A 25,483-nucleotide genomic window follows, 5' to 3' on the forward strand; every position below is an offset into this window, starting at 1 on the left:
CTCAGATCACCGTCTCGAAGGAGCCGATCCAGCCCTGCAGGGAGCCGGTGGCGGCGTCGAACGTGCCGGTCACCAGCAGCAGGCCGACCACGACGAGCAGCGCACCGCCGGCGCGGTTGACGGCCAAGCGGTGCCGGCGCAGCACGTCGAGGGCGCGCATGCCCCGCGCGAAGGCCAGCGCCACCAGCAGGAACGGCACCCCCAGGCCCGCGGAGTACGCCACCGCCAGGGCGGCACCGCGCCCGGCCGTGCCGCTGTCCACGGACAGCAGGCCGATCGAGGCCAGCACGGGCCCGGAGCACGGCAGCCACCCGAACCCGAACACCGCCCCCAGCAGCGGCGCGCCGAGCAGGCCCGCGCGCGGGCGCCAGCGGAAGCGCACGTCGCGCTGCGCCCAGGTGGGCGCGGTGAGGAACAGCACGCCCATCGCGACGACGAGGACGCCCAGCACCCGGCGCAGCGCCCACTGGTGGGCCGCCAGCACCCCGCCGACGGCCCCGAAGCTCCAGCCCATGAGCACGTACACGGCGGAGAACCCCGCCACGAACAGCGCGGCACCGGCCACCAGCCGGCCGCGGCGCTGCTGCTCCAGGTCCACGCCCGACATGCCGCTGACGTAGCCGAGGAACCCCGGCACCAGGGGCAGCACGCACGGGGAGAGGAAGGAGACCAGCCCCGCGAGCAGCGCCACGGGCAGCGCCAGGGCCAGCGAGCCGGTCAGGACGGTGGCCTGCAGCTCCCCGATCACGCCCCGGCCCCCTCGGCCAGCACCGTGGCGAGCAGGGCGGTGAGGGTGGACCCCTCCACCTCGCCGGCCACGACCGCCGCGACCCGCCCGGCGGTGTCCAGCACGAGCGTGGAGGGGGTGGCGTTCGGCGCGACGCCGCGCAGGGCGAGCTGGGCGCTGCCGTCCCCGTCGCGGATGCTCGGGTAGTCGATGCCGTGGCCGTCCTGGAACGCGGCGATCGCCTCGGCGCTGTCGTTGCGGACGTTGACGCCGACGAAGCGGACGCCCTCGTCGGCGTGCTCCCGGGCCGCCGCGGCCAGCACCGGGGCCTCCTTCTGGCAGGGCGGGCAGTCGGCGTACCAGGTGTTCAGCACGACGACGGAGCCGCGCAGGTCCGCGAGGTCGACCCGCTCGCCCTCGGCGCTGGTGCCCGACAGCTCCAGGGGCTCCCCGCGCTCGCCCGGCGCGCGCTCCACGACCGCCTCACCGGCGGCGGCGTACCCCGCGGGCGGCAGGTCGTCACCGCCGCAGCCGGCGAGCAGGACGGCGGCGGCCAGGGCGCGGGCGAGGCGGAGGAGGGGGCGGCGGGCGGGTCGGTGCATCACGCCCCCGGCACCTGCGGGGCGGCGGGCAGCAGGTCGGCGCACGGCTCGGAGTAGGACACGCCGGCCAGCCGCTGCCCCTCGAAGCGCAGGGACGTCACCGACGCCAGCGCGCACTCCCGCCGGCGCGGGTCGTGCCAGAGCCTGCGGCCCTCGGCGGTGCAGCGCGTCACCCAGATCGGCAGCTGGTGGCTGACGAGGACCGCCTCGCGGCCGGGCACGGCGTCGCGGGCGTCGCGCACCGCGGCGGTCATCCGCCGCACCTGCCGGGAGTACGACTCGCCCCACGAGGGGCGCAGCGGGTTCCACAGCACCAGCCAGGTGCGGGGGTCGCGGAACGCCGTGAAGCCCTGCCCGAGGACCTTGCCCTGGAAGGAGTTCTCCGCCTCCAGGACCCGCTCGTCCGTGCCGAGGGGCAGGCCGTGGGCGGCGGCGATGGGGGTGGCGGTCTCCTGCGCGCGCTGCAGCGGCGAGGCGGTGACGCTGGCGACGTCCCGGGAGGCGAAGTGCTCCCCGAGGCGCTCGGCCATCGCCCGGCCGCGCTCGGAGAGCCGGAAGCCGGGCAGGCGCCCGTAGAGCACGCCGTCGGGGTTGTGGACCTCCCCGTGGCGGACGAGGTGGACGGTGGTCGTCGGCGCGGCGCTCACGCGAGACTCCCGGCGGCGGCGCGCGCGGCGTGCGGCAGGGCGTCGAGGACGCGGTCGAGCGCGGCGTCGTCGTGCGAGGCGGAGAGGAACCACGCCTCGAACGCGCTGGGCGGCAGGTGCACCCCGCGCTCCAGCATGGTGTGGAAGAAGGCCCGGAACGCCGCGAGGTCCTGCTGCTTTGCGCCGTCGTAGTCGGCGACCTCGTCGCGGGTGGTGAAGAACACGCTGAACATGCTGCCCGCCCGGGACAGCAGGTGCGGCACACCGGCCGCCGCCAGCGCGTCGGAGGCACCGCGGGCGACGACGTCCGCGGCCCGGTCGACCGCCGCGTACACCTCGGGGGTGCACACCCGCAGCGTGGCCAGGCCCGCGGCGGTGGCCACGGGGTTCCCCGACAGGGTGCCCGCCTGGTAGACGGGCCCGGCCGGGGCCAGGTGCGCCATGACGTCGGCGCGCCCGCCGAAGGCCGCGGCGGGGAAGCCGCCGCCCATGACCTTGCCGAACGTCATCAGGTCGGGGGCGTGCTCGCGGCCCAGGCCCTCGTGGCCGTACCAGCCGGCCGCGGAGACCCGGAAGCCCGTCATGACCTCGTCGGAGATCAGCAGCGCGCCGTGCTCGCGGGTGACCCGGCGCAGCGCGGCGGTGAAGCCGGGCGCGGGCGGCACGACGCCCATGTTGCCCGCGGCGGCCTCCGTCACGACGCACGCGATGCGCTCGCCGTGGGCGGCGAACACCGCCTCCAGCGCCTCGACGTCGTTGTAGGGCAGGACGAGGGTGTCGGCGGCCACGGCCGCGGGCACACCGGGGGTGTCGGGCAGCGCGAACGTCGCCAGGCCGGAGCCGGCGGAGGCGAGCAGCGCGTCGACGTGGCCGTGGTAGTGCCCGGCGAACTTCACCACCGCGGGGCGGCCGGTGAACCCGCGCGCCAGGCGCAGGGCGCTCATCGTGGCCTCGGTGCCGGAGTTCACCAGGCGCAGCATCTCCACCGGCTCCACGCGCGCGACGATCTCCTCGGCGAGCACCACCTCCCGCTCGGTGGGGGTGCCGTAGGAGAAGCCGCCGGCGGCCGCGGCCGTCACGGCGGCGAGCACGTCGGGGTGGGCGTGGCCCAGGATCATCGGGCCCCAGGAGCAGACGAGGTCGACGTACTCGCGCCCGTCGGCGTCGCGCAGGTACGGCCCGGAGGCGCCGGCGACGAAGCGGGGGGTGCCGCCGACGGCCCGGAACGCGCGCACGGGCGAGTTGACGCCGCCGGGGATGACGCGCCCGGCCCGCTCGAACAGCGCCTCGGAGGCGGGCGCGGACGACGGGTAGACCTCGGCGGGGGGCACGTGCGGCGCGGCGCTCACGTCCTCCAGTGTCGCAAGCCGCGGGGTGTGCGGGCGCGCCCGGGGGACCCTGCGACGGTGCGTGTGTCCAGTCTCACGCGCCGCGCAGCAGGCCCCGGCCGAACAGGGGGTGCGCCGGGCCCTCCCCGAGCAGGTGGTGCAGCGCCGCGCGCGGCACCGACAGGCCGTCGGCGGCGTCCTGCGCGGCGGTGGTGCCCGGCACGCCCGGGTCCCACCGCGGGTACAGCGGCGCGTCCTGCACGGGCAGGCCCGCCACCGCGAGCAGCACCGCGGCCGCCTGCAGCCGCAGCCCCGGCGCGGCCCCCCGGGTCCCGGCGGGGCTCCCGGCGGCGTCGCGCACGAGGCGGACCAGGCACGCCAGGAACGCCAGCAGCCCCAGCATCCACCAGCGGCGGTGGTCCACCCCGACGGCGCCCAGCGCCAGGGCCACCGCCGCGCAGCACGCCCCCGCCGCCAGGGCCGCCCGGCCGCGGCGGCGCCCCGTGAGGACCCAGGCGAGCAGGCCGGTGAGCACCGCGAGGCCGCCGAGCACCAGCAGGCTCAGCGCGACGGTGGCCGGGTGCAGGCCGCGCACCATCTGCACCTGCGCGTCCCACGGCTGCCCGATCACGGTGACCGCGTTGACCGCCCCGAGGAACGCCCCGGCGCGCTCCCCCTCGGCCACCGCGCCCGCCACCGCACCCGGCGGCACCGGCAGCCGCGCGCTGGCTCCCGCCACGGCCAGCCCCGGCCCGAGCGCGACGAGCGCGGCGGCGGCGCGCGCGGCCCGCGGCAGCGGCGCGCGGAGCAGCCCGAGGACCACGACGGGGGCGAGCACCGCGACGAGGAACTCCTGGCTGCCCGCGGCGGCCGCCACCACCACCCCGGCCACGGCGGCCGACCCCCACGCCCCGGCGCGCCCGCGCCGCCACGGCAGCAGGGCCAGCAGCGGCAGGGCCACCAGCGCCACGGCGTCGTAGCGGCCGAGGTCGCGCGCGGGCAGGGACAGCGTCAGCGGCGAGGTGAGCAGGACCGCGGCCAGCGCCGCGCGCCGCCACGCGCCCCTGGCCGCGGCCACCAGCAGCGCCACCAGGACGAGGACCCCGGCGGCACCGGCGAGCGTCAGCCCCAGGCCCGTCCGCTGCGCCTGCTCCAGGGTCGGCACGCCCCCGGTGGCCCGCGCCAGCAGCTCCCCGGGCAGGGCGCGGCGCACGAACCCGTCCCCGTGGTCCAGCCAGTACTGCGACAGCGGCCAGCCCTGGACGTACTGCCCGGGGCTCTCCGGCTGCCCGGCCGCCACCTGCGCCAGGACCAGGGAGGTGCTGCGCCACAGCGACACGGCGAGCGCGGCGAGGAGGACGGCCGCGCTCCCCCACGCCGCCGACGTGCGCGCCCTCACGTCCCGTCCGGCTCCAGCGAGGCCGAGGCCGGCTCCAGCCAGGCCGAGGCGGGGTCCGCCAGCAGGGCGAGCAGCGCCGCGAGGCTGTGCTCGACGTCCTGCCCGGTGGTGTCGAGCTGCCGCTCGGACTCCCAGCGCCGGGAGGCCTCGTACTGCAGCCGCACCACGGCCTCCGGCACGTCCTCCCCGCCCGCGCGCGCCCGGGCGGCGCCGCGCTCCAGGCAGGTGCTGAGGGAGGGCAGCACGGTGACGAGCCGCACGCCCAGGCCGCGCAGCTCCGGCTCCCAGAGGCCGCGGGCGTCGCTGGGCCGCAGCACGTCGTCGACGGCCACGTCGAGCCCGGAGGTGGCGAGGGAGCGCACGAGGGCGCAGGTGGCGCGCACGGCGGCGAGCCACTGCACAGGCTGGCGGGGGTCGCGCACGTCCCGGGCGTCGACCCGGCCGGAGCACAGCAGGCCCCAGACGTCGGCGACGCGGACGTGGGCGGCGACCTCGCGGGTGGCGCACCAGCGGGTGGCGAGGGTGGACCTGCCCGACCCCGAGGGCCCGGCCAGCAGCACGACGGTCCCGGGCGCCACCGCAGGTCGGTTCACGGCACGAGCCTCGCGCATCGGGCCGTGGAGCACCACCTCCGCGCCCGGACCACCGCGGACCCCCACTCGATTCCGCAGAGTCACATGAAGATGACGTAACGTGGCGGCGTGGACGGGGAGGAGCGGTGACGGCGACCCGGCTCCCCGACCCGGACCCCGGCACCGGCACCGGCACCGGCGTGGGTCCCGGCGTGGATCCCGGCCCCGACGTGGCGGCCGCCGTGCTCGCCGCCACCGCCCGCAGCAGCACCGCGCTGCTCGTCTGCCGCCCCGTCGAGCCCGGCAGCCCCACCACCGACTTCGAGGTCGTCCACGAGAACGCCGCCTCCCGCGCCCAGCTGCCCGTCGGCTCCCTCCTCGGCCGCCGCCTGCACGAGGTGTTCCCCGCCCAGGCGGGACGCTCCGGCGACCTGCACCCCCTCTACCGCGAGGCGCTCGCCACCGGCACCACCCGCTCCGGCCGCGTGCGCCTCGCCTCCCCCGGCCACCCCGCCGTCGACGAGCACGACTTCGAGGTCGAGGCCTGCGGCGCGGACGGCCTGCTCGTGCTCCTCTTCCACGACGTCACCGCCCGCGAGCACGCCCGGCAGGCGCTGGCCGCCGGCGAGCGGCGCTACCGCGCCCTCGTCGAGCACGCCACCGACGTCGTCGCGGTGTTCGACGCCGCGGGCCGCACCACCTACGTCAGCCCGTCCTTCGAGCGGATCCTCGGCCACCCCGCCGGGTCCGCGACCGGCAGGCACTACCGGGACCTCGTCGTGCCCGACCAGCACCCCACCGCCGACGGGGCCTTCGCCACCGTCCTGGCCGCCGGCCCGGAGACCGTCACCACCGTCGAGCTGCAGGTCCTCACGGCCACCGGGGAGCCGCGCTGGATCGAGGCACAGCTGAGCAACCGCCTCGACGAGCCCTCCGTGGCCGGGGTCCTCGCCAACTGGCGCGACGTCACCGAGCACCGCGCGCTGGAGCGCCGGCTGGCCCACGAGGCCCTGCACGACCCCCTCACGGGCCTGCCCAACCGGCAGTTCCTCGACGAGCTGCTCACCCGCGCCATCGCCCGCACCCACCGCGCCGACCACGCCAGCGCCCTGCTGTTCTGCGACGTGGACCACTTCGGGGTCGTCAACGACAGCCTCGGCCACGACGCCGGCGACGCGCTGATCCGGGACGTCGCCCAGCGGCTGCGCGGTGCGCTGCGCCCCAGCGACGTCGTCACCCGCTTCGGCGGCGACGAGTTCGTCGTGCTCTGCGAGGACCTGGAGAACGAGAGCGACGCCCTCACCGTCGCCGAGCGGCTGCAGCACGCCCTGCACGGCGACTACCACCTGCACGGGCGGGCGGCCGCGGTCACCACCTCGATGGGCGTGACCGTGCTGCACCCCGGCAGCACCGCACCCGACGCGCTGTCCGAGGCCGACGCGGCGCTGTTCGAGGCCAAGCGCGCCGGCCGGGCCCGCGTGGAGGCCTTCACCCCCCGCATGCGCCAGCAGTGGCGGCACCGGCTGGACACCGAGGCCAGCCTGCGCCGCGCCCTCGCCGGTGACGAGCTGTGCCTGCACTACCAGCCGATCATCGACCTGCGCGACGGGCGCACGAGCCACGTCGAGGCGCTGCTGCGCTGGCAGCAGCCGGACGGGCGGCTGGTCCAGCCCGGGGAGTTCCTGCCCGTCGCGGAGGAGACCGGCCTCATCGTCGAGATCGGCCGCTGGGTGCTGCGCACCGGGTTCGAGCAGGCCGCGCGCTGGCAGCGGCAGGTCCCCGGCGCCCCCCGCGTCAGCCTCAACGTCGCCGGGCGCCAGCTCCACGAGGCCGGTTTCGCCGGGGACGTGGAGGACCTGCTCGCCGAGCTCGGGCCCGCCGCCGACGGCATCGAGCTGGAGGTGTCCGAGCGGCTGCTCGCGCACGACCAGCCGGCCCTCGTCCGCACCCTGCACCGGCTGCGCGAGTCGGGGGTGCACGTGAGCCTGGACGACTTCGGGGCCGGGCAGACGGCCATCGCGTGGCTGCAGCAGCTGCCCTTCGACACCCTCAAGCTGGACCGCTCCCTCGTCGTGGGGCTGCCCGCGGAGGGTGCCAGCGCCGTGGTGCACGCCCTGGCGCAGCTCTCCCGGCGCCTCGACATCCGCAGCATCGCCGAGGGCGTGGAGACCCGCGCGCAGCTGGAGGCCGTGACGGGCCTGGGCTGCGCCCACGCCCAGGGCTTCCTGCTGGGCAGGCCGATGCCCGCCGGGGAGCTGGAGACGCTGCTGACCACCGGCGGGGCGGCCGCTCACTCCCCGGGGTAGCGCACCCCGACCTGGTGGCGGATCGCGTCCATCGCCTCCATGAGCGCCACGGTCTCCTCCAGCGGCATCGCCGGGCTCTCCGCGAGCCCGGCCCGCAGGCAGCGCTCCACCTCGGCGGCCTCGAACTGGTAGCCGCTGCCCTCCCAGGTGAACTCCAGGACCTCCGCGTCCTGCCCCGAGCGCTCCACCCGCAGCCTGGAGGGCCGGAAGAACAGCTCCTCCACCACGACGCGCCCGCGGGTCCCGGCCACCACGGCGGCCGCCGGGACGGACGCCTGCAGCGTGGCCAGCCCCGTGGAGAGGCCCCCGCCGGGGTGGGCGGCGGTGAACGCGACGGCCTCGTCGACCCCCGTGCTCCCCACCGTCCCCGTCGCGCGGACCTCCTGCGGCACCCCGAGCACCATCGAGGCGAACGAGAGCGGGTAGACGCCCAGGTCCAGCAGGGCCCCACCGCCCTGTGCCGGGTCGAGCAGCCGGTGGGCCGGGTCGAACGGCAGGGGGAAGCCGAACGAGGCGCTCACGTGCCGCACCTCGCCGATCTCCCCGGCGGCCAGCAGCTCCCGCAGGCGCACCACCCCCGGCTGCCAGCGCGCCCACATCGCCTCGCAGGCGAACACCCCGCGCGCCCGCGCCGCGGCCACGACCTCGCGGGCCTGCCCGCCGGTGAGGGTGAACGCCTTCTCCACCAGGACGTGCTTGCCGGCCTCGACCGCCGCGAGCGCCACCTCGTGGTGCTGGGCGTGCGGGGTGGCGACGTAGACGACGTCCACGTCGGGGTCGGCGAACAGCTCCGCGTAGCTGCCGTGGGCGCGGGGGGCGGGTGCACCGTCGCGGCGCGGGACGCTCGCCGCGAACTCCGCGGCGCGCGCGGCGCTGCGCGAGCCGACGGCGACCAGCTCGCTGCCCCCCACCAGCGGCAGGTCCGCGGCGAAGCTGGAGGCGATCCCGCCCGTGGCGGCGATGCCCCAGCGGACCGGGCGGCCGGCGTAGGGGTCGGTGGTCGCGGGAGCGCTCTCGGGAGTCGTCATGGCGCACATGATCCCCTCCCGCCGCGACCGGTCCGGGAGCGGATCCGCCGAACTCCCGGAAACCGCGGGCCGGGCGCACTAGCGTGCGCCCGTGGACGGACGACGCCTCGCGGTGGTGGCCCTGGCGTGCGTGCTCGCCGGGTGCGGTCAGGGTCCCGGGGCGGTGCCGGCGGAGACCGTGACGGTGACGGCCCCCGCCACCCCGACCGCCACCGCGACCCCGACCCCGACCGGCACCCCCGGGACCACCGGCACCCCCGCGCCTGCCGCGACGACCACGTCCCTGCGCGGCTCGGCCGGCTCCTTCACCTGGGACGTGCGGGTCCCCCGGTTCCCCGGCCGGCCCGCGGAGGTGGACCGCCGGGTGCGGACCTCCGCGCAGCACGCCGTCGACGAGGCCCGCGCGAGCGTGCGGGCGGGCGATGCGCCCCGGCGGCTGGAGGGCACCGGCACGGTCACCACGGACGACGGGCGCACCGTGCAGGTGCGCTACGGGCTCACCGACTTCACGGAGGGCACCGCGCACCCCACCGGCTCGGTGCGCACCGTGGCGCTGCGCGCGGACGACGGCTCCCCGATCACCCTCGGCGAGCTGTTCCAGGACGAGGGCTCCGCGCTGTCGACGCTGGCGATGGAGGTCGAGCGCCTCGCCGGCGAGCGCGGTGAGGACGTCGAGGCGGCCGGGCTCGCGCCGGACCCGGAGAACTGGGGCGCCTGGCAGACGACGCCGGAGGGGATGGCCGTCTCGTTCCAGGACTTCCAGCTCGGCGGGCACGGCGTGCGGGAGTACACGGTGAGCTGGGACGTGCTGGAGGAGCTGGTGACCCCCGAGGCGTACGACCTGCTCGGCCCCGCCTGAGGTCACCGCCCCGGGGGTCAGGGGTTCCCGGCCGCGGGCCCCGCCGCGAACGCCGCCGCGAACTCCGGCGCGGGGTCCACGGGGGTGATGACGTCGACGAGGACGCCCTCCGGTGCGGCGACGATGAAGTGCCGCTGCCCGAAGGGCTCGGTGCGCAGCGGCAGGACGGCCTCGAGCGGGCCGTCGAGGACGAGGCGGCGGTACTCGGCGTCCACGTCGTCGACCTCGAGGTTGAGGAGCAGGCCGGCGGTGGGGCGGCGGGCGCACCCGGGCACGGTGGGGTGCTGGGCGTCGACGAGGGCGAGCTCCCAGGAGTCGCGGCGGAGGCTGACGTACCAGTCGGACGTGAACACCGGCTCGAAGCCGAGGTGGGTGCGGTAGAACTCCGCGGCGGTGGGGACGTCGTCGCTGAGCAGGACGGGGTAGACGCTGGTGAGGGCCACGGTCGGCTCCGTTCCTCGCGGGTGGCGGTCGGCACCACGATACGTACAGTCTGTATGTAAAAGCCAGGGTGGGATCCACGGGATCGGGGAGGGGCGGTGCCACGGGCGTCGAGGGCGCAGAGCGAGGAGACCGCGGCCCGCGTGCTCGCCACCGCACGCGAGCTGTTCGCCACCCGCGGCTACGCCGCCGTCGGCCTGGAAGAGGTCGCCGCTGCGGCGGGCGTCACCCGCGGCGCCGTCTACCACCACTACGCCAGCCGCCTCGGGGTGTTCGAGGCCGTCCTCGCCGACGTCCAGCGCACCGTCGCCGCGGCCGTCGAGCAGGCCGCCGCGCAGGAGAGCGACCCGTGGCGGGCGCTGGAGGCCGGCTGCCGCGCCTTCCTGACCGCCAGCTCCACCGCCGGCGCGCGGCGGATCGTGCTCGTGGACGCCCCCGCCGTCCTCGGCTGGGACGTGTGGCGCCGCCACGACGCCGAGAACTCCGCCCGGCTGCTCACCGGCGCGATGCGCGAGCTCGCTGCCGCCGGCCGGCTCACCGTCCGCTCGCCCGACGCCGCGGCGGCCCTGCTCTCCGGCGCGCTCAACGAGGCAGCCCTGTGGACCGCCGCCGCCGAGGACCCCGCGGCCGCCCTCGCCGAGGCCGGGGAGGTCCTCACCCGCCTCGTCACCGCCCTGCGGGCCTGAGCGCCCCCGCCCTTCTCCGGGTTCGGGCGCGCAGACACCCCCTCCCCCCCGCCCATCTCCGGGTTCGGGCGCGCAGACACCCCCTCCCTTCCGCCCTTCTCCGGGTTCGGGCGCGCAGACACCCGCTCCCTCCGCCCTTCTCCGGGTTCGGGCGCGGAGACGTCGTTCAAACGCGCCCGAACCCGGAGAAGGGCGGGATGAGGAGCCCGAGCCCCACCCGGAACCGGGGACGGCAGGACCCGGGGACGGCAGGAACCGGGGACGGCAGGAACCGGGGACGGCAGGACCCGGGGACGGCAGGAAAGAGGGCGACGGGGAACGCTGCGTGCGGGCGTCAGCCCAGCCAGTGCCGCGCGGCCTCCAGCGCCCAGTACGTCAGGACCACCTGCGCACCCGCCCGGCGCAGCGCCAGCAGGCTCTCCAGCGCCGCCCGCTCCCGGTCGATCGCACCGGCCGCCGCCGCGAACTCGACCATCGCGTACTCCCCCGACACCTGGTACGCCGCGACCGGCACGTCCGCGACGTCCGCCACGGCGCGCACCACGTCCAGGTACGGCAGCCCCGGCTTCACCATGACCAGGTCCGCGCCCTCGGCCAGGTCCAGGCGGACCTCCCGCAGCGCCTCCGCGACGTTCGCCGCGGGGTCCTGCTGGTACGTGCGCCGGTCCCCGGTCAGCTGGGAGTCCACGGCCTCGCGGAAGGGCCCGTAGAACGCCGAGGCGTACTTCACCGCGTACGCCAGCATCCCCGTCCCCGCGTAGCCGCCGGCGTCCAGCACGGCCCGCAGGTGCCCGACCTGCCCGTCCATCATCCCGCTGGGCCCCAGCAGGTGGGCGCCCGCAGCGGCCTGCGCCAGCGCCATCGCGGCGTAGCGGTCCAGCGTGGCGTCGTTGTCGACCAGTCCGCGGGCGTTCAGCACCCCGCAGTGGCCGTGGTCGGTGAACTCGTCGAGGCAGGTGTCGGCCATCAGGACGGTGTCCTCGCCGAGCGCGTCGCGCAGGTCCCGCAGCGCGACGTTGAGGATCCCGTCCGGGTCGTCGGCCCCCGATCCGACCGCGTCGCGCCGCTCGGGCACCCCGAACAGCATGAGCCCGCCGACACCCGCGTCGACGGCCTCCCGCGCCACCCGCAGCAGGGAGGCGCGGGTGTGCTGCACGACGCCGGGCATGGACCGGACCGGCTGCGGCTCGGCGATCCCCTCCCGCACGAACAGCGGCAGCACCAGGTCCGAGGGGTGCAGCCGCACGTCCGTGACGAGCCGGCGCAGCGCCGCGCTGGAGCGCAGCCTGCGCGGGCGCACCGCCAGCGGACCGCGGAACCCCGCGCCCCCCGGCAGGGCACCCGGACCGGCGGGGGCCGTCATCAGCGGGCCCGCCGCCGGGCCCCGCCCCGGCGCTGGCTCGGCCGCAGCGGCGCCTCCCCCGCGTCGATCGCGTTCTGCCGCAGCCCCGCCCCGAACGCGGCGAGGGCGTCGACGACCGCGTCGGCGTTGGGCTCGGGAGCCAGGACGTCCACGCGCAGGCCGTGCTCCTCGGCGGTCTTCGCGGTCTGCGGCCCGATGCAGGCCACCACCGTGGACGGGTGCGGCTTGCCCGCGATGCCGACGAGGTTGCGCACCGTGGAGGAGGAGGTGAACACCACCGCGTCGAACGCGCCGGACTTGATGGCGTCGCGCACCGGCGCGGCGGGCGGCGCGGCCCGCACCGTGCGGTACGCGGTGACGTCGTCGACCTCCCAGCCGGCCTCCTGCAGGCCCGCCACGAGGGTGTCGGTGGCGATGTCCGCCCGCGGCAGCAGGACCCGGTTGATGGGGTCGAGCACCTCGTCGTAGGGGGGCCACGCCTCCAGCAGGCCCGTGGCGGACTGCTCGCCCTCGGGCACCAGGTCCGGCTCGATGCCCCACTCGCGCAGGGCCGCGGCCGTCACCCCGCCCACGGCGGCGACCTTCAGCCCGGAGAACGCCCGCGCGTCCAGGCCGAACTCGGTGAACTTCTCCCGCACCGCGCGCACCGCGTTGACGCTGGTGAAGCCGATCCACTCGTACCGGCCGGTGACCAGGCCCTTGACGGCCTTCTCCATCTGCTGCGGCGTGCGCGGCGGCTCCACCGAGATGGTCGGGACGACGTCGCTCGTGGCGCCGTACCCCGCCAGGCGGGTGGTGACGCTGCCGGCCTGCTGCTTGGTGCGCGGCACCAGCACCCGCCAGCCGAACAGCGGCTTCGTCTCGTACCAGGACGCCTGCTCGCGTAGGTCCACCACGTCCCCGACGACCGCCATCACCGGCACGTCGGCCTCCTGCGCGGCGGCGGCCGCGGCCAGGCCGGCCAGCGTGGTGGTGGTGGTGGCCTGCGTGGTGGTGGTGCCCTGGGTGGTGAGCGCGGCGGGGGTGGTGGCGGCGCGGCCGGCCTCCAGCAGCCCCGCTGCGGCGGTGGCGAGCTCCTGCCGGTCCCCGAGCAGGACGACCGTGGACTCCGGCCGCACGTGCGCCGACCAGTCCACGCGCCCGCCGGCGTCCACGACGTGCAGGCTGCTGGTGTCGGCGGAGGTGACGGGGACGCCGGCGTAGGCGGGCACGGCGCTGATCGCGGAGACGCCCGGCACGAGGTCGAAGGGCACCCCGGCCTTGCGGCAGGCGGCGATCTCGTCGGCGATGCCCGTGAAGGTGGTGGTGTCGCCGTCGAGCAGCCGCACGACCCGGCAGCCGCCCTTGGCGGCGCGGACGACGAGGCGGGCGCGGGCGGCGCGGGCCAGCGGGCGGCCGTCGTCACCGCGGCCGGCGTCGACGAGCTGCACCTGCTCGCGGGCGTAGCGGCGCACGACCTCCTCGCGGGAGCCGGTGTCCAGCACCACCACGTCCGCCTCGCCGAGCAGCTCGGTGGCGCGGACGGTGAGCAGCCCGGGGTCGCCGGGGCCGGCGCCGACGAACGACACCTGCCCGAGGGCGCTGCGGCCGGGTGCCGTCGCGCCCTGCCCACCCGGGGCGGCGGGAGCCGCGTGCGGCTGCGCCGGGACCTCCGCCGCGGCGGCCTGCGGCGGCGCGGCGGCCGGGTGCGCCTCCTCCAGGGCGAGGTCCGGGACCGCCGCCGGACGTGGCGACGCCGGGCCGGGCACGAGCCTCACCTCGCTGACGGTGAGGCCGTCGCCGCCCTCGGCGGTCGCCACGGCGTTCGGGGTCTTCACGGTGGGGCTCACGAGCCACTCTCCCTGTCGGACTGGGCACGGGGGCGGTCGGGACCGGGAGCGGCGCCCGGCCCACGGCCCTGGGTTCTGCGGTCGGCGGCGACCGGGTGGCCGCGGGCCAGGTGGGGCAGCAGGCGGGCGGCGAGGTCCCGCCCGAGACCGGCGGCGAGCGCCGGTGCGCCGGAGGGGTCCCCGGACAGGTCGAGCCGGGCGCGCTCGCGCAGCACGGTGCCGCCCTCGACGGCGACCGCGGCGAGCAGCTCCACGACCTCGCCGGAACCCGCGCCGTCGCCGGGCAGGACGCGCGCGTACGCGCCGACGGGCGCCGAGCAGCCCGCCTCCAGCGCCGCCAGCAGCGCGCGCTCCGCGCTCACCGCGACGCGGGTGGCCGGATCGTCCAGCTCCCGCAGCACCGCCAGCACCGACTCGTCGGCGGCACGGCACTCCACCGCGAGCGCCCCCTGGCCGGGGGCGGGCACGAAGGTCCGCGGGTCCAGCAGCTCGCTCGCCTCGCCCAGCCTGCCGAGCCGGCTCAGGCCCGCCGCGGCGAGCACCACGGCGTCCAGCTCCCCACCGGAGACCATGCCCAGGCGGGTGTCCACGTTGCCGCGCACGGCGACGACGTCCAGGTCCGGGCGCGCGTCCAGCAGCAGCGCCCGCCGCCGGGGCGAGCCGGTGCCCACGCGCGCGCCGGGCGGCAGCTGCGCGAGGGTGCGCCCGCCCGCGGCGACGAGCACGTCGCGGGGGTCCTCCCGCGGGGGCACCGCCGCCACGACGAGGCCGTCGGGCGGGGCGGTGGGCAGGTCCTTGAGGGAGTGCACGGCCAGCTCCACGCTCCCCGCCACGAGCGCGTCGCGCAGCGCGGAGACGAAGACGCCCGTGCCGCCGATGCTGGTCAGCGGCGCGGTGGAGACGTCCCCGTGGGTGGTGACGAGCACGAGCTCGACGTCGCGGCCGCGCGCGGTGACGAGGTCCGCGACGTGGCCGCTCTGGGTGGTGGCCAGGGCGCTGCGCCGGGTGCCCAGGCGCAGGGTCGTGGGGGGTGCGCTCACGCGGCACCGCCCACGTGGCCGACGGCACCGGCGACGGTGCCGCTGAGCGGGGTCTCGCCCACGCGCGCGGCGGCGGTGACGTCGAGGTCGAGGTCGAACAGCGTCCGCAGCGCCGCGGCGTACTCCGCGCCCTGCGGCTCCTCCGCCAGCTCCTTCACCCGCACGGTGGGGGTGTGCAGGAGCTTGTCGACGATGCGGTGGACGGTGCGCTCCACCTCCGCGCGCAGCGCGGGGTCCAGGCCGCGGGTGCGCTGCTCCAGGCGGCGCAGCTCCACCTCCGCGACGTGCCGGGCCTGGGCGCGCAGCGCGACGACGGTGGGGGCGACCTCCGCGGCGCGGCGCGCGGCCGTCCAGGCCGCGACCTCCCCGGCCACGATCTGGCGGACGGCCCGCAGGTCCGCCCCGGCGTCGGCGCCGGCCAGGTCCGCGCCGAGGACCTCCAGGCCGACCAGGACCACACCGGGCAGGTCGGCGACGGCGGGGTCCACGTCGCGCGGCAGGGCGAGGTCGACGAGCACCAGGGGGCGCCCGGCGCGGGCGCCCAGGGCCGCCGAGACCGTCGCGGCGTCCAGGACGTGGCCGACGGAGCCGGTGCAGGAGACGACGAGGTCGGCGGCGGCGACCTCGCCGGCGAGGTCCGCGAGGTCGGTGGCGCGCCCGGCGACGGCGGTGGCCAGGCGCACGGCGCGCTCGGCGGTGCGGTTGGCCACGACGAGGCCGCCGCTGCGCTCCCCGACCCCGGCGCGGTGCAGGGTGGTGGCGACGAGCGCGCTCATCGCGCCGGCGCCGACGACGAGGGCCCGCGCGGACGCCAGGTCCCCCAGGACGTCCCCGGCCCGCCGCAGGGAGGCCTCCACGAGGGAGCCGCCGGCCGCGTCCAGCCCCGTCTCGGAGTGGGCGCGCTTGCCGACCCGCAGGGCCTGCTGGAGCAGGGCGTCCAGCGCACCGCCGGCGCCGCCGTCGGCCTGCAGCTCGCGCAGCGCGAGGCGCAGCTGGCCGAGGATCTGGCTCTCCCCCACGGCCATCGAGTCCAGCCCGCACGCCACGGAGAACAGGTGCTCGACGGCGGCGTCCTCGTAGTGGACGTAGAGCTGGTCGCCGAGGACCTCCAGCGGGGCGCCGATCCGGCGGCACAGGGCGGCCCCGACGTCGGCGACACCGCCGTGGAAGCGGGTGACGTCGCAGTGGATCTCCACCCGGTTGCAGGTGGAGAGCACGACGGCCTCGGAGACGTGCGGGCCGTCGACGAGCTCGGCGACCAGCGCGCGGGCCGAGGCGGCGTCCAGGGCGGCGCGCTCCAGGACGTCGAGGGAGGCGGTGCGGTGGGACAGGCCCACGACGAGGAGGCTCACCGGCCCACCCCGCCGGCGGGCAGGGCCACGTCGAGCGCGGCGCTGACGGCGGCGTCCGCGACGGCGCGCTCGGCGTCGGCGACGGTCCGCTCGGCCGCGGAGGCCCCGGGCGCGGGCCTGCCGGACGCGGCCCTGCGCTGCTCGTGGAACGCGAGGATCTGCAGCTCCGAGGCGAGGTCGACCTTGCGCACGTGCACCCCCTCCGGGACGTGCAGGACCACGGGCGCGAAGTTCAGGACGCTGGTCACGCCCGCCCCGACGAGCCGGTCGCAGACCTGCTGGGCGACGGAGGCGGGCACCGCCAGCACCGCGATGGTCGGGCGGTCGGCCTCCACGGCCCGCTCCAGCTCGGCCAGGGGGCGCACGACGAGGCCGTTGACGCGCTCGCCCACGACGGCCGGGGAGTCGTCGAACAGGCCCACCACGCTGAAGCCGCGGGAGGCGAAGCCGCCGTACCCGGCGAGGGCGTGGCCGAGGTTGCCGATGCCGACGATGACGACGTTCCAGTGCTGGGTGAGGCCCAGGTGCGCGGAGATCTGCCGCACGAGGCGGCTGACCTCGTACCCGACGCCGCGGGTGCCGTAGCTGCCGAGGTGGGAGAGGTCTTTGCGCAGCTTGGCCGAGCCGACACCGGCGGCGGTGGCGAGCGCCTCGGAGGAGACGGTCTCGGTGCCGCGCTCGGCCAGGGCGGTCAGGGCGCGCAGGTACTGCGGGAGGCGGGCCACGGTGGCCTCGGGGACCCCGCGCGCCGCGTCCTCCCCCGCCTGCTCGGACGTCCCGCGCGTTCCGGGGGCGCCCGTCGCGGGACGCGGCCCGCCGGACGGGTCGACCGTCGCGTCGTCGTCGTTCACCGGATCGTGGCGTCCTCGTGTCGCGGGGGTGGTGGCACTGGTGCTTCCGGGGCAGTCGAGCGCAGCCAGCCTAAGCGTTTGTGAACGCACGCACAAAGTTGTGGGGCGGGGAGGAGATCAGCGTCTGCGCCACCACCGGCCCCCGGCGAGCGCCGAGCGCAGCCGGGCGGCGTCGACCCGGCCGAAGTCGTGCTCGGCGCCGTCGAGGAGGACCACGGGCACGAGGTCGGTGTAGCGGCGGTGCAGGTCCTCGTCGGCGTCCACGTCGGCCTCCCGCCACGTCGCACCGGTCTCCGCGGCGACCTGGGCCACGACCGCGCGGGCGTCCTCGCACAGGTGGCAGCCCGCTCGCCCGACGAGCACGATGCGCTCCGCGGCCACGACGTCCTCCCCGCTCCCGGCGACCCGCGGGCCAGCCTCCCCCACCGCGGCGGTGCCGTCGCGCCCGACGCGCCGCCGGGGACACCGGGGCGTGCGGCGGTCAGCCACTACGGTGCGCGACGGAGCCGCCCGCCGGTCGTCCGGGTCCGCGCCGGGCCCTCCCGCGGGAGCGGCGGGGAGGACGGCAGCGTGTCCGGGGACCAGCGCACCACGACCGGCGAGCACACGGGGGGTGCAGGCCGGGGCTGGGCGCTGCACGGGGACGGCCGCACGGTCTCCCCCGGCGAGGTGGTGGGCCCGCGCGAGCGCCTGACCTGGCCGCGCACCGCCGCGGTGGGGGCGCAGCACGTCGTGGCGATGTTCGGCGCCACGTTCCTGGTGCCGGTGCTCACGGGGCTGGACCCGGCGACCACCCTGTTCTTCTCCGGGGTGGGCACCGCGCTGTTCCTGCTGCTGACCCGCGGGCGGCTGCCGAGCTACCTGGGGTCCAGCTTCGCGTTCATCGCGCCGATCACCGCGGCGAGCGCGACCGGCGGGCAGGCGGCGGCGCTCGGCGGGGTGGTGGTGACCGGCCTGGCGCTGGCGCTGGTGGGCCTGGTGGTGCACCGGGCGGGCACGCGCTGGCTGGACGTGCTGATGCCGCCGGTGGTGACGGGCGCGATCGTGGCGCTCATCGGGCTGAACCTGGCGCCGGTGGCGAAGGACTCCTTCGCGAAGGCACCGGTGACGGCGCTGGTGACGCTGTTGGCGATCGTCCTGGCGACGGTGCTGTTCCGGGGGCTGCTGGGGCGACTGGCGATCCTGCTGGGGGTCCTGGTGGGCTGCGCGGTCGCGGCGCTGCGCGGGGAGGGGGACCTGACCGCGGTGCGCGAGGCGGCCTGGGTCGGCCTGCCGGACTTCACCGCCCCGCGCTTCGACGTGGCGGTGCTGGGCCTGTTCCTGCCGGTGGTGCTGGTGCTGGTCGCGGAGAACATCGGGCACGTGAAGTCGGTGGCGGCGATGACCGGGCAGGACCTGGACCCGCTGGTGGGCCGGGCGCTGGCCGCGGACGGGGCGGCGACGGCGCTGGCGGGCCTGGGCGGGGGGTCGGGCACGACGACGTACGCGGAGAACATCGGGGTGATGGCCGCCACGCGCGTCTACTCCAGCGCCGCGTACGCGGTGGCGGCGGGCACCGCGGTGCTGCTGAGCCTGTGCCCGAAGTTCGGTGCGCTGGTCGCGGCGGTGCCGGTGGGGGTGCTGGGCGGGGCCACCACCGTCCTCTACGGGATGATCGGGGTGCTGGGCGCGCGGATCTGGGTGCAGGCGCGGGTGGACTTCTCCGACCCGGTGGCGCTGACGACGGCCGGGGTGGCGCTGGTGGTGGGGATCGCGAACTTCTCGTGGTCCCCGGGCGGGCTGGCGTTCGAGGGCATCGCGCTGGGCACGTTCGCGGCGATCGCCGTGTACCACCTGATGACGTGGCTGGGGCGGGTGCGGGGAACGGCCGGGGGTTCGGCGGGTGCCGCCTGAGGTCGGCCCTCAGGGGGTCTGGGTGACGATGTCGTTGAGGACCTTCTGGACCTCCTCGCGGGTCTGCGGCGGGGAGGAGACGTACACCCCCAGCTGCCAGCGCGGCGGGCCGCCGGGGGCGTCCCCGAAGTACCGGCTCACGTCGAGGGCGTAGTCCCCCTCCTGCCGCACGGGCGGGTCCTCGTCCCAGGTGGTGCGCTCGTCGGCGGGGTGGGCGTCGGCCGGCTCGTCGAACCACGCCTCGTCCAGGTCCCGGCGCTCCCCGGGGCCGCAGGGGGCGGGGCAGGGCCGCAGCCGGATGTTGACGCGCTGGCGGTCGCCGGGGTTCTGCTCGTCGATGCACACCCAGCCCCGCGCGTCGGGGGCGGCGGTCTGGTCCGTGGCGACGCAGCCCCAGGAGGCGGGGGTGCGGAAGGCGAACGGGAAACCCTCGAAGGCCATCGTCCACGTCTCCTCGCCCTCCTCGTAGGAGGGGCCCACGAGGGTCCGCACCGGCTGCTCCCGCAGCTCCGGCTCCCCGGCCGGGCCGGGCCAGGGGACGGCGCCGGGGCCCGGGGCCGCGGGGTCCGACGGCGCGGGGTCCGGGGGTGCGGCGTCGGGGGGCGCGGGGCGCTGCGGCGGGAACGGGTCGGCGGGCGAGCCCGCCGCGGCGAGCTGCTCGCGCACGGCCGAGACGAGGACGAGACCGCCGCCGGCGAGCAGCGCCAGGCCCGCGACGGCGGCGGCCACGACGGCGACGATCGTGGCGGTGGCCGGGCCGCGGCGGGAGCGCGGGCCGGGCGCCCACGGCTGCGCCCCCCGGCCGCCACCGGGCACCGCACCGGGAACCGCGGCGGCCGACGGGCCCGCGGGCAGGGACGCCACCAGCGCCTGCCAGGAGGGGTCCTCCGGCGGCAGGTACGAGGCGACCCACGGCCGGAAGGTGTGCAGGTCCGCCGCGCACAGCCGCGGCAGGCCCGGCGGCACCGGGACGCCACCGCCGCCGGCGGCGTGCACCAGCGCCCGGCGGGCGGCGGGGTCGGCGGAGGCCGCGGGTGAGAGCACCGCCACCGTCACCGGGGCACCGGCGCCGTCCCGGCCGGTCAGCAGCTCCACCGCGGGCAGGCGGGCCAGCACCCTCAGGTCCGAGAAGGGCGGCGGCGCGGGCTGCGGTGGCACGCCCTCGAGGCTAGGTGCCGCCGCGCCGGGCGTCCTGCCGCGCGCCCGCGACCGCACCCGTGCGGGGCGGCGGTCCTACGATGCTGACCATGCCGGGGCCGACGGGGGAGCAGCCCCCTCCCACCGCGCCGGCGCCCGCGCCGGCCGGTGCGCTGCCCGCCGCCCTGGAGGCCACGGGCAGCAGCGGGCCGCAGCGGGCCGCGGCGTTCTTCGACCTCGACAACACCATGATCCGCGGTGCGTCGCTGTTCCTGCTGGCCCGGGCCCTGCACGCGCGCAGGTTCTTCACCGCGAAGGACCTGCGCTTCTGGGGCCGCCGGGCGCTGCACTTCGCGCTGCACGGGGAGAACCTGCGCCACCTCGTGGAGGCGCGGGAGCTGGGCCTGGCGTTCGTGGCCGGCCGCGAGGTCGCGGAGATCCGCGCGATCGGCGAGGAGCTGTACGACGAGTACGTCGCCGCCCGCGTCTGGCCCGGCACGCAGGCCCTGGCTCGCGGGCACCGCGAGCGCGGCGAGCCCGTGTGGCTGGTGACGGCCGCGCCGGTGGAGGTCGCGGACGTCATCGCCCACCGCCTGGACCTCACGGGCGCGGTGGGCACGGTGGCCCAGAGCGTGGACGGCGTCTACACCGGGCACCTGGTGGGCGAGCCGGTGCACGGCGCGGCGAAGGCCGAGGCGGTGCGGCTGCTGGCGCGGCGGGAGGGGCTGGACCTGGCGCGCTGCGCCGCCTACAGCGACTCCGCGAACGACCTGCCCCTGCTCTCCCTCGTGGGCACCCCCGTGGTGGTGAACCCGGACCACGCGCTGCGGGCGCACGCGCGGGCGCACGGCTGGCCGGTGCACGAGTTCCGCGTGTGGCGCCGGGTGGCGCGGGCCGGTGTCCGCGCGGGTCTGGTGCTGGCGGGCGGGGCGGCGGCGGCCGGTGCCGCGGCCCTCGTCCGGCGGACCCGCTGACACCGGCAGACCTGTTGCGCTGCACCGAACTTCCCCTTGCACTCGATGCGCGGGAGTGCTAAACCTGGGAGTGCGCCGGAACCGCGGAGGGTTCCGGTGGTGACCTCGACGCGCATCTCCTTTCGTGTTCCGGAGGTGGTGGTGATGTTGATGCGCACCGACCCGTTCCGTGAGCTGGACCGTCTCACGCAGCAGTTCCTCGGCACGTCGGCCCGCCCGGCGGTGATGCCGATGGACGCCTGGCGGACGGGTGACGAGTTCGTGGTGGAGTTCGACCTGCCGGGGGTGGACCCGGACTCGGTCGAGCTGGACGTCGAGCGCAACGTGCTGACCGTCAAGGCACAGCGGCCCGTGCACGAGGGCACCGCCGAGATGGTCGCGGCCGAGCGCCCGCGGGGTGTCTTCAGCCGTCAGCTGATCCTCGGCGACAACCTCGACACCGAGCGGATCCAGGCCGGCTACCGCAACGGCGTGCTGAGCCTGCACATCCCGGTCGCCGAGAAGGCCAAGCCCCGCCGCATCCAGATCCAGACGCAGGCCCAGGACGACCAGCAGCTGGCCATCTCCCGCTGAGGTGCCGGCGGTGACGGTCGACGTCGTCCTCCCGGACCTCCCCGCGGCCCCGCCCGCACCGGGCGCGGCCCCGGGGACGGTCCCGGAGGCCGCACCCGAGGAGGCGGGGGCCTGGGCGCTGTTCGAGCTGTGGCTGGAGCTCGAGGCCGGGTCGGGGCGGGAGCCGGAACACCGGTACCGGGGGCGCCCGGCGCCACCGGGCACACCCGCCGGCCGCCGGGCGGACCCGGCCGCCGCCGGGGAGGCCCGCTCCGGGCACGCCGTCCCCCCGCGGGGCGGCGGACGTCTGGCGGCACGCGCCCCGGGACGGGACGCGTGGGCCCGGGAGCGGTCACCCCCGGGACGCACCGGGGAGACAGCCGGGAGCCGTGGCGCCGCGCGCCACGGCTCCCGCACGTCCGGGGCGGGGAGTCGCGGCTCACAGGTGCGGCGCGGAATCCGCCGTCCACCCCGCCCGTTCCCCTGGGTGGACCCTCGCCCGGAGGGGCCGGGGAGGACCACGTGGCACCGCACCCGCCGCACACCCGCCGCACCCGGGGCCTGCGCACGGCGCTCGTGGCCGCGGCCCTGGCGCTGACCGGCTGCACCTCGATCCCCTCCGCCGGGGACGAGCCGGACGACACACCGCGGGCCGCACCTCCGTCCTCCGCGGGCGCTCCCGCCGCGGGGACCGCCGGCGGGGACGCGGGGGCCCCCGCGCCCGCGCGCACCAGCTCCGAGCAGACGTGGTTCGAGCCGGGCACGGCCTGGACCGGTGACTTCGGCGACCCGCACGTCGTGCTCCACGAGGGCACCTATTTCGCGTACGCCTCCCCCGTCGGCGGCCGCTACCTGCCCGTGCTCACCAGCACGGACCTGCGGACGTGGACGGTGCACCCGCGCTGGTCCGAGGACGGCCCGCCGGGGCGCCCGGGCTACGACGTGCGCACCGACGAGGCGATCCCCGCCGAGCTGCGCGCCTCGGGCCTGGACGAGTGGGGCGTGTACGACCTCAACGACGCCCTCGTGCGCCCCGCCTCCTGGGGCCTGCCCCACCAGCAGGGCCCCTGGCTCTCCCGGGACCTGTGGGCGTCCTCCGCGGCGCGCATCGGGGGTCCCCCGCAAGCGGGCGGTGCCCCCACCTGGTACGCGTGGTCCGCGGTACGGGTCGGCCCCGACCGGTTCTGCCTCACCGTGGCCTCCGCACCCACACCGCTGGGCCCTTTCCGCGACGTCAGCGGCGACGCGCCGGTCCAGTGCCAGCCGCAGGAGCGCGACCCCGGCGGCTCGATCGACCCCAGCCCGTACACCGACCCCGCCACGGGCAGGAACTACCTGCTCTGGAAGGCGGCCGGCAAGCCTGGGGAGCGGCCCTCGTCGCTGCTGGCCACGGAGCTGGGCGCCGACGGCAGGCCGCTGCCGGGGGCACCGGTGACGACGCTGCTGGAGACGAACCCCGACGCGGCGTGGGAGGGGCAGACGATCGAGAACCCGTCGATGGTCACCGCCGGGGGGACGACGTACCTGTTCTACTCGGCGAACTACTCCGGCGTCCTGGACGCGGAGGGCCGCAGCGACTACGCCTCCGGGTACGCGGTCTGCCCGCAGGGCCCCCTCGGGCCGTGCACGCGCCCGGACCCGCAGGTGCCGCTGCTGGCCAGCGAGGGCGACGTGCAGGGCCCCGGCGGCTCGGCCGGTTTCGTCGACGCGGAGGGCCGCCTGCGCATGGCGTACGCCGCGTTCCGGCTGGGCGAGAACCTCGGCGGCGCGCACCCGCACCCGCGGCGCATGGGGATCGTCACCCTGGAGCAGGCCGCGGACGGGCGGCTGACGGTGCAGGGCCGGCAGCGCGACCCCGCCGGCGAGGTGGAACGCACCCGGCGGGAGCTGGCCGGCACGGCCGGGGACCTGGGCGAGCCGCTGGGCCCGGTGCAGCGCACCGCCGACGGGCGGGCCTGGTTGCAGCGCTCCGCGGGCGGCTCGGTGTACTCCTCGGCCGCGACCGGCGCCCACGTGGTGCGCGGCGAGGTCGCGCGGGTCTGGCTGGCGAGCGGGGCCGAGACCGGGCCGCTGGGCCTGCCCACCACCGACGTGGTCGCCACCGGCGACGGGCGGGGCACCTTCGCGCACTTCGAGCACGGCTCCGTGTACGCCTCCCCCACCACGGGGGCGCACGCGGTGCGCGGGGCGGTCCGCACCGCCTGGGTCGAGCGGGGCGGGCAGCCCGGGCCGCTGGGGTTCCCGGTGGGCGACGAGCAGGTCGTGCCGGAGGGCTGGCGCAGCGACTTCGAGCACGGCTCGATCACGGTGTCGGCGACGACGGGCCGGGTGACGGTGACGCCCGTCCGGTGACCACCGCCGCGCGGAGCGCACCGTTGACCCCGCGCGGGGGCGGGTGTGCACTGGCCGGGGCGGGAGCACCGGTTCCGCGCCCGTCCGGGAGGGCGCGGGGCCGTCCCGGCGGTGGCGCCGTCGCCGACGGCGGTTTCCTCCTCCCGGGGAGAAACGATGTCCACCCAGCCCACCCACCCGCGCTCCACCCGGCCCACCCACCCGCGGCACCGGGCGGCGCGCTCCGCCTGGGCCGCGCTCCTGCTGGCACCCGTCCTCGCCTCCCCCGCGGCACCGGCCCCCGCGCAGGCCGACCCGCGCGTCGGCGGGGAGATCGGCGTGCGCTACGAGGCCCTCGGCGGCGCCCGGGGGTTCCTCGGGCGGCCCACCGGCGGTGAGGTCCCCACCCCCGACGGGCGCGGCGCCTCGGTGACGTTCGAGCACGGCGTCGTCTACTGGTCCCCGCGGACCGGCGCCTTCGAGGTGCACGGCGCGATCCTGGCCGCATGGACCGGTCAGGTCCGGACGCAGGGCGCCCTGGGTTTCCCGGTGAGCGACGAGTCCCGCACACCGGACGGCCGCGGCGCGTACGGCGTCTTCGAGGGCGGCTGGGTCTGGTGGTCCCCCGGCACCGGCGCGCACCGGGTGCTCGGTGCGATCCGGGACGCCTACCACCGCACCGGCGCGGAGGGCGGCCCGCTCGGCTACCCCGTCACCGGTGAGGTCCCCACCTCCAGCGGGCAGGGCGATCCCGGCGCCCACAGCACCTTCGAGCGCGGCGTGATCGCGTGGAGCCCGGAGACCGGGGCGCACCCCGTGACCGGCGGGATCCGCGCGTTCTGGGAGTCCCTCGGGATGCAGCACGGCTGCCTGAACTTCCCCACCGGCCCGGCCCGACCCGGCCGTCCCGGCTGGGTCCGGCAGGACTTCGGGTCCGGCTGGGTGGAGGAGGAGGTGCGCACCGGCTCGATCGACGCGGACGTGCGCTGCCACCCGTCCTGAGCAGGTGGCCCGCACACCGGCCCCCACACCGGCCGGCGCCGGCACCCGGGCCGCTACCGCCGGTGCCCGGCGGCGGCTGCAGTCGCGCCGTGCCACCGCTCCCCCGCCCGTGGTGCTCCGCCGGGCGCGGCCCCCGGCGGAGCGGGGCGGAGCGGGGCGCAGGGCGCCGGGCCGGTCCGCCGCGGCGTCGCCGGTGCTCACCGCCCGACGGCCGGAAGGCCCCTGAGGACACCTCGGGGGCCTTCACGACGACGCGCGGCGGACGGGGTCCCCGTCCGCCGCGCGGCGGTCACTTCTTGTTGCGGCGCTGGTGACGCGTGCGGCGCAGCAGCTTGCGGTGCTTCTTCTTCGCCATGCGCTTACGGCGCTTCTTGATGACAGAGCCCAAGGGGTCCTCGCTCACTTCGACGGGTCGGACGTGCACTGGTCGTCGTGCACTGAAGGGCCGCAGCCCTCGACCCTGGAGGTCGCCCCCGGACGGGGGGTGGCCACGGCGAACCGGCCCCAGCCTACCGGCGTGGCGGCACTGGTCCCGGCGTCTCCCGGCGGGACCACCCTCCCGGG

24 protein-coding genes are annotated in these 25,483 nt (G+C 77.6%); 8 read left to right on the top strand and 16 right to left on the bottom strand.

The features are described from left to right. Position 1 precedes the first annotated feature (1 nt). The 6 genes from ACYQBY_RS16605 to ACYQBY_RS16630 all read right to left on the bottom strand — a co-directional run bounded on the left by ACYQBY_RS16605 (position 2) and on the right by ACYQBY_RS16630 (position 5,296). On the bottom strand, positions 2 to 745 hold the full coding sequence (locus tag ACYQBY_RS16605) for a cytochrome c biogenesis CcdA family protein (protein WP_459645114.1): 744 nt from the start codon (positions 743 to 745) through the stop codon (positions 2 to 4). Continuing rightward, positions 745 to 1,329 (bottom strand): TlpA disulfide reductase family protein, encoded by a 585-nt coding sequence (locus ACYQBY_RS16610; protein WP_459645115.1) that lies wholly within the window; start codon positions 1,327 to 1,329, stop codon positions 745 to 747. Before ACYQBY_RS16610 ends, ACYQBY_RS16605 begins: the two co-directional genes overlap by 1 nt. Continuing rightward, on the bottom strand, positions 1,329 to 1,976 hold the full coding sequence (locus ACYQBY_RS16615) for a histidine phosphatase family protein (protein WP_459644975.1): 648 nt from the start codon (positions 1,974 to 1,976) through the stop codon (positions 1,329 to 1,331). The genes ACYQBY_RS16610 and ACYQBY_RS16615 overlap by 1 nt, the downstream gene beginning before the upstream one ends. Further along, the gene (gene hemL / locus ACYQBY_RS16620; protein WP_459644976.1) at positions 1,973 to 3,325 is read right to left on the bottom strand and encodes a glutamate-1-semialdehyde 2,1-aminomutase; all 1,353 of its coding nucleotides are present in this window, start codon (positions 3,323 to 3,325) and stop codon (positions 1,973 to 1,975) included. Before hemL ends, ACYQBY_RS16615 begins: the two co-directional genes overlap by 4 nt. Positions 3,326 to 3,398: 73 nt before the next feature. Next, positions 3,399 to 4,703, bottom strand: coding sequence for a hypothetical protein (locus tag ACYQBY_RS16625; RefSeq protein ID WP_459644977.1), 1,305 nt, complete (start codon positions 4,701 to 4,703; stop codon positions 3,399 to 3,401). After that, positions 4,700 to 5,296: an AAA family ATPase gene (locus ACYQBY_RS16630; RefSeq protein ID WP_459644978.1), complete on the bottom strand. Its 597-nt coding sequence runs from the start codon at positions 5,294 to 5,296 to the stop codon at positions 4,700 to 4,702. Before ACYQBY_RS16630 ends, ACYQBY_RS16625 begins: the two co-directional genes overlap by 4 nt. 125 nt (positions 5,297 to 5,421) lie before the next feature. On the opposite strand from ACYQBY_RS16630, the gene ACYQBY_RS16635 reads away from it, so the two are divergent. Continuing rightward, positions 5,422 to 7,581: a putative bifunctional diguanylate cyclase/phosphodiesterase gene (locus tag ACYQBY_RS16635; protein WP_459644979.1), complete on the top strand. Its 2,160-nt coding sequence runs from the start codon at positions 5,422 to 5,424 to the stop codon at positions 7,579 to 7,581. On the opposite strand, the gene ACYQBY_RS16640 is transcribed toward ACYQBY_RS16635, so the two are convergent. Then, positions 7,566 to 8,609 (bottom strand): Gfo/Idh/MocA family protein, encoded by a 1,044-nt coding sequence (locus ACYQBY_RS16640; RefSeq protein ID WP_459644980.1) that lies wholly within the window; start codon positions 8,607 to 8,609, stop codon positions 7,566 to 7,568. The two genes, ACYQBY_RS16635 and ACYQBY_RS16640, sit on opposite strands and share 16 nt — an antisense overlap. Positions 8,610 to 8,700: 91 nt before the next feature. Here ACYQBY_RS16640 and ACYQBY_RS16645 point away from each other — a divergent pair, with 91 nt between their 5' ends. Then, positions 8,701 to 9,468, top strand: a complete 768-nt coding sequence (locus tag ACYQBY_RS16645) for a hypothetical protein (protein ID WP_459644981.1) — start codon at positions 8,701 to 8,703, stop codon at positions 9,466 to 9,468. A 17-nt stretch (positions 9,469 to 9,485) separates the two neighbouring features. On the opposite strand, the gene ACYQBY_RS16650 is transcribed toward ACYQBY_RS16645, so the two are convergent. Continuing rightward, positions 9,486 to 9,911 (bottom strand): VOC family protein, encoded by a 426-nt coding sequence (locus ACYQBY_RS16650; protein WP_459644982.1) that lies wholly within the window; start codon positions 9,909 to 9,911, stop codon positions 9,486 to 9,488. A gap of 141 nt (positions 9,912 to 10,052) precedes the next feature. Between ACYQBY_RS16650 and ACYQBY_RS16655 the strand changes: the two genes are divergently transcribed. Then, positions 10,053 to 10,595, top strand: coding sequence for a TetR/AcrR family transcriptional regulator (locus tag ACYQBY_RS16655; RefSeq protein ID WP_459644983.1), 543 nt, complete (start codon positions 10,053 to 10,055; stop codon positions 10,593 to 10,595). A gap of 334 nt (positions 10,596 to 10,929) precedes the next feature. Here the strand turns inward: ACYQBY_RS16655 and hemB are convergent, their stop codons facing one another. From hemB to ACYQBY_RS16685, 6 genes are all read right to left on the bottom strand, one after another. After that, entirely contained in the window at positions 10,930 to 11,958 is a 1,029-nt protein-coding gene (gene hemB, locus ACYQBY_RS16660; protein ID WP_459644984.1) for a porphobilinogen synthase, read from the bottom strand. Then, positions 11,958 to 13,526 carry a bifunctional uroporphyrinogen-III C-methyltransferase/uroporphyrinogen-III synthase gene (locus tag ACYQBY_RS16665; protein WP_459645116.1) on the bottom strand — a complete coding sequence of 523 codons (1,569 nt, stop codon included), beginning with the start codon at positions 13,524 to 13,526 and terminating at the stop codon, positions 11,958 to 11,960. Before ACYQBY_RS16665 ends, hemB begins: the two co-directional genes overlap by 1 nt. A 257-nt stretch (positions 13,527 to 13,783) precedes the next feature. Next, positions 13,784 to 14,827, bottom strand: coding sequence for a hydroxymethylbilane synthase (gene hemC / locus ACYQBY_RS16670; RefSeq protein ID WP_459644985.1), 1,044 nt, complete (start codon positions 14,825 to 14,827; stop codon positions 13,784 to 13,786). Continuing rightward, positions 14,824 to 16,179 (bottom strand): glutamyl-tRNA reductase, encoded by a 1,356-nt coding sequence (locus ACYQBY_RS16675; protein WP_459644986.1) that lies wholly within the window; start codon positions 16,177 to 16,179, stop codon positions 14,824 to 14,826. Before ACYQBY_RS16675 ends, hemC begins: the two co-directional genes overlap by 4 nt. Then, the gene (locus ACYQBY_RS16680; protein ID WP_459645117.1) at positions 16,176 to 16,904 is read right to left on the bottom strand and encodes a redox-sensing transcriptional repressor Rex; all 729 of its coding nucleotides are present in this window, start codon (positions 16,902 to 16,904) and stop codon (positions 16,176 to 16,178) included. Before ACYQBY_RS16680 ends, ACYQBY_RS16675 begins: the two co-directional genes overlap by 4 nt. Before the next feature lie 243 nt (positions 16,905 to 17,147). Beyond that, positions 17,148 to 17,411: a glutaredoxin family protein gene (locus ACYQBY_RS16685; protein WP_459644987.1), complete on the bottom strand. Its 264-nt coding sequence runs from the start codon at positions 17,409 to 17,411 to the stop codon at positions 17,148 to 17,150. A gap of 189 nt (positions 17,412 to 17,600) precedes the next feature. Between ACYQBY_RS16685 and ACYQBY_RS16690 the strand changes: the two genes are divergently transcribed. Next, positions 17,601 to 18,923, top strand: coding sequence for a uracil-xanthine permease family protein (locus tag ACYQBY_RS16690; RefSeq protein WP_459644988.1), 1,323 nt, complete (start codon positions 17,601 to 17,603; stop codon positions 18,921 to 18,923). Positions 18,924 to 18,932: 9 nt separating this feature from the next. On the opposite strand, the gene ACYQBY_RS16695 is transcribed toward ACYQBY_RS16690, so the two are convergent. After that, positions 18,933 to 20,081, bottom strand: coding sequence for a hypothetical protein (locus ACYQBY_RS16695; RefSeq protein WP_459644989.1), 1,149 nt, complete (start codon positions 20,079 to 20,081; stop codon positions 18,933 to 18,935). Between the two features lie 89 nt (positions 20,082 to 20,170). On the opposite strand from ACYQBY_RS16695, the gene ACYQBY_RS16700 reads away from it, so the two are divergent. The 4 genes from ACYQBY_RS16700 to ACYQBY_RS16715 all read left to right on the top strand — a co-directional run bounded on the left by ACYQBY_RS16700 (position 20,171) and on the right by ACYQBY_RS16715 (position 24,919). After that, on the top strand, positions 20,171 to 21,034 hold the full coding sequence (locus tag ACYQBY_RS16700; protein ID WP_459644990.1) for an HAD family hydrolase: 864 nt from the start codon (positions 20,171 to 20,173) through the stop codon (positions 21,032 to 21,034). Between the two features lie 144 nt (positions 21,035 to 21,178). Further along, positions 21,179 to 21,607: an Hsp20/alpha crystallin family protein gene (locus ACYQBY_RS16705; protein ID WP_459644991.1), complete on the top strand. Its 429-nt coding sequence runs from the start codon at positions 21,179 to 21,181 to the stop codon at positions 21,605 to 21,607. Between the two features lie 501 nt (positions 21,608 to 22,108). Beyond that, complete coding sequence (locus ACYQBY_RS16710) at positions 22,109 to 23,938, top strand: family 43 glycosylhydrolase (RefSeq protein ID WP_459644992.1); 1,830 nt, start codon at positions 22,109 to 22,111, stop codon at positions 23,936 to 23,938. Between the two features lie 156 nt (positions 23,939 to 24,094). Further along, positions 24,095 to 24,919, top strand: a complete 825-nt coding sequence (locus ACYQBY_RS16715) for an LGFP repeat-containing protein (protein ID WP_459644993.1) — start codon at positions 24,095 to 24,097, stop codon at positions 24,917 to 24,919. 289 nt (positions 24,920 to 25,208) lie between these two features. Here the strand turns inward: ACYQBY_RS16715 and ACYQBY_RS16720 are convergent, their stop codons facing one another. Next, positions 25,209 to 25,307, bottom strand: a complete 99-nt coding sequence (locus ACYQBY_RS16720) for a 30S ribosomal protein bS22 (RefSeq protein ID WP_012085056.1) — start codon at positions 25,305 to 25,307, stop codon at positions 25,209 to 25,211. Between the last annotated feature and the right edge of the window lie 176 nt (positions 25,308 to 25,483).

Source organism: Kineococcus anabasis (assembly GCF_054590795.1).